Source organism: Streptomyces sp. NPDC060205 (assembly GCF_042728395.1).
GTDB lineage: Bacteria > Actinomycetota > Actinomycetes > Streptomycetales > Streptomycetaceae > Streptomyces.
Map to the genome: position 1 here is coordinate 1 of NZ_JBHWZP010000466.1, position 5675 is coordinate 5675.

Sequence of the window (5675 nt, forward strand, 5' to 3'; positions counted from 1 at the left end):
GGGCCAACCACCTTGTCGGGGTGCCCTACAGCGCCGGGTAGTCCGTGTAGCCCTTGGCGTCCCCGCCGAAGAACGTCGTCGGGTCGGCCTCGTTGAAGGGGCCGCCCGCCTTCAGCCGCGCGGGCAGGTCGGGGTTGGCCAGGAACAGCTGGCCGTAGGCGACCAGGTCGGCGACGCCGTCCTCGACGAGCGTCAGGGACTCGGGCCCGGTCGGCCCCTCGGTCGCCGGGTTCAGGACGAACGTCCCGCTGAACCGCTTGCGCAGCGCGAGCGTCAGCTCACGGATCTCGCCGACCTCGGTGATGTGCAGATAGGCCAGACCCAGCGGCTCCAGCGCGTCCACGAGCGCGAGGTACGCGGCCTCGGGCTCGGGCTCCTGGATGTCGTTGTACGGGTTGCCGGGCGAGAGGCGGATGGCCGTGCGCCCGGCGCCGATCTCCGCGGCGACGGCCTTGACCGCCTCGGCCGCGAACCGGATGCGGTTCTCGACCGGGCCGCCCCACTCGTCGGTGCGGTGGTTGGAGCCCGGGGCGAGGAACTGGTGGATCAGATAGCCGTTGGCGCCGTGCAGCTCGACCCCGTCGAAGCCGGCCTCGACCGCGGCCCGGGCGGCCGTCACGAACTCGCCGATGGTGGCGCGGACCTCGTCGCCGGTCAGCTCGCGCGGGGTGACGAAGTCGAGGGGGCCCTCGTGGGTGTAGACCTGCCCCTCGGCCCGTACGGGTGAGGCGCCGACGTTGACGAGCCCGTCGGGCAGCAGGCTGGGGTGGCCGATCCGGCCCGCGTGCATGAGCTGCGCGAAGATCCGGCCGCCCGCGGCGTGCACGGCGTCGGTCACCCTGCGCCAGGCCGCGATCTGCTCGGCGCTGTGCAGCCCCGGGGTGTCCGGGTAGCCCTGGCCCACCACGGACGGCTGGACGCCCTCGGTGACGATCAGGCCCGCGGAGGCCCGCTGGGCGTAGTACTCGACACTGAGATCGGTCGGCACTCCGCCGGCGCCGGCCCGGCTGCGGGTCATCGGCGCCATGACGATGCGGTTGGCGAGCGGGGTGCCGGACAGGTCGATCGGGTCGTAAGCGGTGGTCACGGCTGCTCCTGGGAAGAGTACGGGAATGTAATTGGTCGGCCAATCATTGGAACAAGGGACCACCGTAGACCATTCCTTGGTCGACCAACTTATTGTCCGTGAAAAGCTGGCCGCCACGAACGTGCGCGGAACCGGGAGCCAGGATGAGTGCCACCCACGAGGTCGCGGCCCCTCAGGCCGACCCCGCCTGTACCGAGGAGACGCCCTCCGCGGCGTGCGGCGGTCAGGTCAGCTACGCCATCTCCCGGGTGGCCCGGATGCACCGGGCCGCGGCGGGCAGGCTGCTGCGCGGGTCCGGCCTCTACCCCGGCCAGGAGTTCGTGATGATGCACCTGTGGGACGCGGGCGCGGTGCGTCAGTCGGAGCTGATCAAGGCGGTCGAGCTCGATCCGTCGACGGTCACGAAGATGCTCCAGCGGCTGGAGCAGGCGGGACACGTCCGCCGCCGCCCCGACCCCGGGGACGGCCGCGCGGTCCTCGTCGAGGCGACGGAGGACAGCTGCGGTCTGCACGACGAGGTCACCCGGGCGTGGACCGGCCTGGAGGAACACAGCCTCGCCGGACTGAGCCCCGACGAGCGCGCCCAGCTCGCGGGCCTGCTCGCGCGCGTGGAGGCGAACCTGTGCACGGAGTCGGGCGACTGCCCGGCCCCGCCCGGCGCGGACCGGCCCTGAAACCTGGCGCCGGGCCAGCCCTGGGGCCCGGCACCGGACCGGTTCGCGTGGGTCCCGTTGCGTACCGGCGGTGACGACAGGCCCTAGAGCCAGGCCAGTGAAGCCGCCCGCTCCAGCACGCCGTGTACGGCGTCCTCGTCGCCCACGACCCCGCGAGGCACCGACGTGGGGGTGTGCCGTCCGCCCACCAGCAGACAGAAGTCCACCGCATGCAGGGCGAGTTCGGCACGGACCGGCTCACCTTCGGAGCCGAGCACCCACTGGGGATCGCCCGCGACACCCGTCACGGAGAACAGCACCGGCGGCGCCGTCGGCCCCAGCGCCAGACCGAGCATCCGGACGGCCAGCCGCACCATCTGCCCCAGATGGGCCTCGACCGGCGGCGGCACGGCGAGCCCGAGGGCGCGGCCGATGTCCACCGTGTGGACCCACGTCTCGAAGGCCCGCCCCAGGAAATGGTCGGCCACAGGCAGTCGGACGCCCAGCATCGTCGTGGCGTGCGAGGCCCGCTCGGGATCCCGGGCCTCCGGCGTCGCCAGCAGCGCCGAACTCTGCGCGGACCACGCGGCCACCGTCTCCTCGGGCGAGCGCGTCCGCTCGTACGCGATCGTGTCGGCGGTCCTGGCCTCCCAGGCCTCCTCCCACGGCATCTCCTCCGTGCTCCGCGACACCGGAGCGTGCGCGGCCACACCCAGCAGGCGGGCCAACTCCTCGTCGGCGGCGATCAGATGGCCGACCGTGTCCCGGACGTCCCAGTCGTGCACGACGGGGGTGCCCCACGGCCGGTGGCCGTCCACCTCGCGCAGCAGCGCGCCGAGGCCGGTGACCGCCGCCGCGTACGGGGCCGCGTGCGCGGCGACGCGCGGCGCGCTCGGCCGTGCTCGCAGGGCGGCGGCGAGCACGCCCTCCGACAGGCCTGAACCGTTGTTCATGGCGGCCTGCTCCGGTATCCCCGGTGGCCCGTCCAGCAGCCGAACCGTCTCACGGAGCCGCTCCGCCTCCGCGGAACAGCTCTCGCAGCCGGCCAGATGCAGTGGCACGGCCTTCTCGTCCGCGGGCTGCAGCGCGCCGAAGGCCCAGGCGGCCAGCAGTTCGGGCACGCCGTCGTGGTCGTCGCTCACCGGAGGCCTCCTTTCCCTGTCGCCATCATGCGCCCCTTTCCCACGCCGGATCCGACGGGTCGCCCAACGACACGGCCAACTTGCGCAACGCGGACCGTAATCGGGTCTTGGCGGTGCCCTCCGGGATACCTAGCTCGACGGCCGCCTGGCGGTAGGTGCGGCCCGCGAAATAGGCGAGGTGGACCACCTCCCGCTGGGGCTTGGGGAGTTCGGCGAGCGCGGAGTGCAGCAGGAGCGAGCGTTCGCGGTCGACGACCGCCTCGTCGGGCCCCGGCCCGGTGTCCGGGATGGAGTGCAGCGCCGAGTCGTCCGCCCGGGTGTCCTTACGGTGCCTGGCCTCGCTGCGCACCCAGTCCACGGCCCGCCGGTGCGCGAGCAGGGACAGCCAGGTGCGCAGGGAGCCGCGGCCCGGGTCGAACGCGTACGGCCTGCTCCACAGCTGGGCGAAGACCTCCTGCGCCACGTCCTCGGCCGCCGCCGCGCTGCGCGTGACCCGGACCGCGACGCGCCGCACCAGACCGCCGTACGCCGCGTACGCCTCGGCCAGCGCGCTCTCGTCGCCGTACACCAGCCGCCGGTGCAACTCCGCATCCGCGGACGGCCGTTCGGACGTGTGGAGAGTTGGCTCCACCGGCACCACCACCTCGTGGTGCCCTTCCTAGCGTTCCCGTGGGCCGCGCGCCAGTGGGTCGGGGAATCATCCGGACAGGACATCCAGCAGACGATCGACATCCGCGGACGCGTTGTACATGTGGAAGGCGGCCCTCAGGTTTCCGGCGCGGTCGGAGACCTCGATGCCCGCCCGGCTCAGCTCCGGCTGCCGGTGACCGAGACCCGGCACGGAGACGATGGCCGAGCCCGGTGCCGGGACCGGCTCGTGCCCCAGCGAGGCGAGACCCGCCCGGAAACGGTCGGCGAGAGCGAGGTCATGGGCGCGGATGGCCTCCACACCCAGCTCCTCGACCACCTGGAGCGAGTGCCGGGCTCCGGCGTACGAGAAGAGGCTCGGGCTCTCGTCGAACCGCCGCGCGGAGCGGGCCAGTTCCTCGACCGGCCCGTAGCAGCTGTCCCAGGGATTCTCTCCCGCCACCCAGCCCGCGAAGACGGGATCGAGCCCCCCGAAGTCCTGCGGAACGACGAGGAAGGCCACGCCCCGCGGGCAGACGAGCCACTTGAAGGCGACGGAGGAGACATAGTCGTACGCGTCCGCGTCGACCGACAGCCATCCGGCGGCCTGGGATGCGTCGATGTACGTACGGGCGCCATGGGCGCGGGCCGCTTCGCGCAGCGCCGGCAGATCGGCGATCCGGCCGTCCGCGGACTGCGCGGCGCTCACCGCCACGAGCGCGGTGCCGGGGCGCACCGACTCGGCGATCCGCTCCAGCGGCACCGTGCGCACCTTCAAGCCGCGGCGCACATGGAAGGGGTTCACCACGGACGTGAAGTCGCCCTCGGCGGTGAGGACTTCGGCGCCGTCGGGCAGCGAGGCGGCGATCAGAGCGGTGTAGACGGCGACCGACGCCCCGGCCGCGACCCGGCTGTCCGGGACGCCGACCAGCCGCGCGAAGGAGGCGCGGGCCGCCTCCACGTCGGCGAACATGTCCTGCGGCCGGCCGTCCGCCACGGACTCGACGCCGGCGCGCATCGCGGCCACCGCGCGGGCCGGGAGCAGCCCGGTGCTGGCGGTGTTCAGATAGGTGTTCTTCGGGGCGAACTCGGCCCGGACGAGGCTCTCGAAGGTCTCCATGGCACCACTGTGCGGCGCGGAGAACTCCCCGTCCATTGCGTTCTTTTAAGTGGTTCCGCGAAGGAACGCTTATATGTCCAGGTCAGCGCCGCACATCAGTGCTGGTGGGGCACCGCGCAGCCGTCCGGGCCGCACGCCTCGGCGTCGCCCTGGCTGTCCGGCTGGATCAGCTTGAGCGGGGAGTGGCTCGCCCATGCCTGCTCCAGGGCCTGAGCGAAGACCTCGGCGGGCTGGGCGCCGGAGACGCCGTACTTGCGGTCCAGCACGAAGAACGGCACGCCGTTCGCGCCCAGCTCGGCGGCCTCGCGCTCGTCGGCGCGGACCTCGTCGGCGTACGCGGCCGGGTCGGCGAGCACCTTGCGGGCCTCCTCCGCGTCGAGTCCGGCGCCGGCCGCCAGCTCCACGAGCCGCTCGTCGTCGCCGAACACGGACCGCTCCTCGGCGAAGTTCGCCTTGTACAGGTTCTGGATCAGCTCGTCCTGGCGGCCCCGCTCCTTGGCGAGATGCAGCAGCCGGTGCATGTCGAAGGTGCTGCCGTGGTCGCGGTCGCGGGTGCGGTAGTCCAGACCCTCCGCGGCGGCCTGCGTGCCGAGGTTCTCCTCGCCGGCCTGGGCCTGGGCCTCGCTCATGCCGTACTTCTTGGTGAGCATGGGGATGACGGGCTGGATGTCGTCCTTGGCGCGGTGCGGGTCGAGCTCGAAGGAGCGGTGTACGACCTCGACGGCGTCGCGGTGCGGGAAGGTCTCCAGGGCCTTCTCGAAGCGGGCCTTGCCCACGTAGCACCATGGGCAGGCGATGTCGCTCCAGATCTCGACGCGCATGTCTTGACCACTCCCTCACTCAACCGATCAGCTCCGCTGGTGCGTGAACGTTCAATAACCGGCCGAATATTCCCCGCGGCCCGGTGGGGGCCGTTCGCGCAGTTCCCCGCGCCCCTAAAAGACTGCGCAGTTCCCCGCGCCCCTGAACGTGCGGGTCCGGTGGGGGTTGCTCGCGCAGTTCCCCGCGCCCCTCGGGGAGGGGCTGCGCCCCGTCCCACCCAGGGG

Annotated in this window: 6 protein-coding genes; 1 reads left to right on the plus strand and 5 read right to left on the minus strand. The window is 72.6% G+C overall.

Features of this window, described 5'->3' with window-relative positions:
* Nucleotides 1–25: 25 nt before the first annotated feature.
* Nucleotides 26–1087 carry an alkene reductase gene (locus ACFWGJ_RS41035; RefSeq protein ID WP_387334059.1) on the minus strand — a complete coding sequence of 354 codons (1062 nt, stop codon included), beginning with the start codon at nt 1085–1087 and terminating at the stop codon, nt 26–28.
* A 143-nt stretch (nt 1088–1230) separates the two neighbouring features.
* On the opposite strand from ACFWGJ_RS41035, the gene ACFWGJ_RS41040 reads away from it, so the two are divergent.
* On the plus strand, nt 1231–1761 hold the full coding sequence (locus ACFWGJ_RS41040) for a MarR family winged helix-turn-helix transcriptional regulator (RefSeq protein WP_387334060.1): 531 nt from the start codon (nt 1231–1233) through the stop codon (nt 1759–1761).
* A gap of 83 nt (nt 1762–1844) precedes the next feature.
* Here the strand turns inward: ACFWGJ_RS41040 and ACFWGJ_RS41045 are convergent, their stop codons facing one another.
* The 4 genes from ACFWGJ_RS41045 to ACFWGJ_RS41060 all read right to left on the minus strand — a co-directional run bounded on the left by ACFWGJ_RS41045 (nt 1845) and on the right by ACFWGJ_RS41060 (nt 5450).
* On the minus strand, nt 1845–2882 hold the full coding sequence (locus tag ACFWGJ_RS41045) for a maleylpyruvate isomerase family mycothiol-dependent enzyme (RefSeq protein WP_387334061.1): 1038 nt from the start codon (nt 2880–2882) through the stop codon (nt 1845–1847).
* A 25-nt stretch (nt 2883–2907) separates the two neighbouring features.
* Entirely contained in the window at nt 2908–3525 is a 618-nt protein-coding gene (locus ACFWGJ_RS41050) for an RNA polymerase sigma factor (protein WP_387334062.1), read from the minus strand.
* 54 nt (nt 3526–3579) lie between these two features.
* On the minus strand, nt 3580–4629 hold the full coding sequence (locus ACFWGJ_RS41055; protein ID WP_387334063.1) for an aminotransferase class V-fold PLP-dependent enzyme: 1050 nt from the start codon (nt 4627–4629) through the stop codon (nt 3580–3582).
* Nucleotides 4630–4724: 95 nt separating this feature from the next.
* Complete coding sequence (locus tag ACFWGJ_RS41060; protein WP_387334064.1) at nt 4725–5450, minus strand: DsbA family oxidoreductase; 726 nt, start codon at nt 5448–5450, stop codon at nt 4725–4727.
* Nucleotides 5451–5675 lie beyond the last annotated feature (225 nt).

Coding starts and splice junctions, on each gene's coding strand:
- ACFWGJ_RS41040 (WP_387334060.1), top strand. CDS start 1,231: ATGAGTGCCACCCACGAGGTCGCGGCCCCTCAGGCCGACCCCGCCTGT.
- ACFWGJ_RS41055 (WP_387334063.1), bottom strand. CDS start 4,629: ATGGAGACCTTCGAGAGCCTCGTCCGGGCCGAGTTCGCCCCGAAGAAC.
- ACFWGJ_RS41060 (WP_387334064.1), bottom strand. CDS start 5,450: ATGCGCGTCGAGATCTGGAGCGACATCGCCTGCCCATGGTGCTACGTG.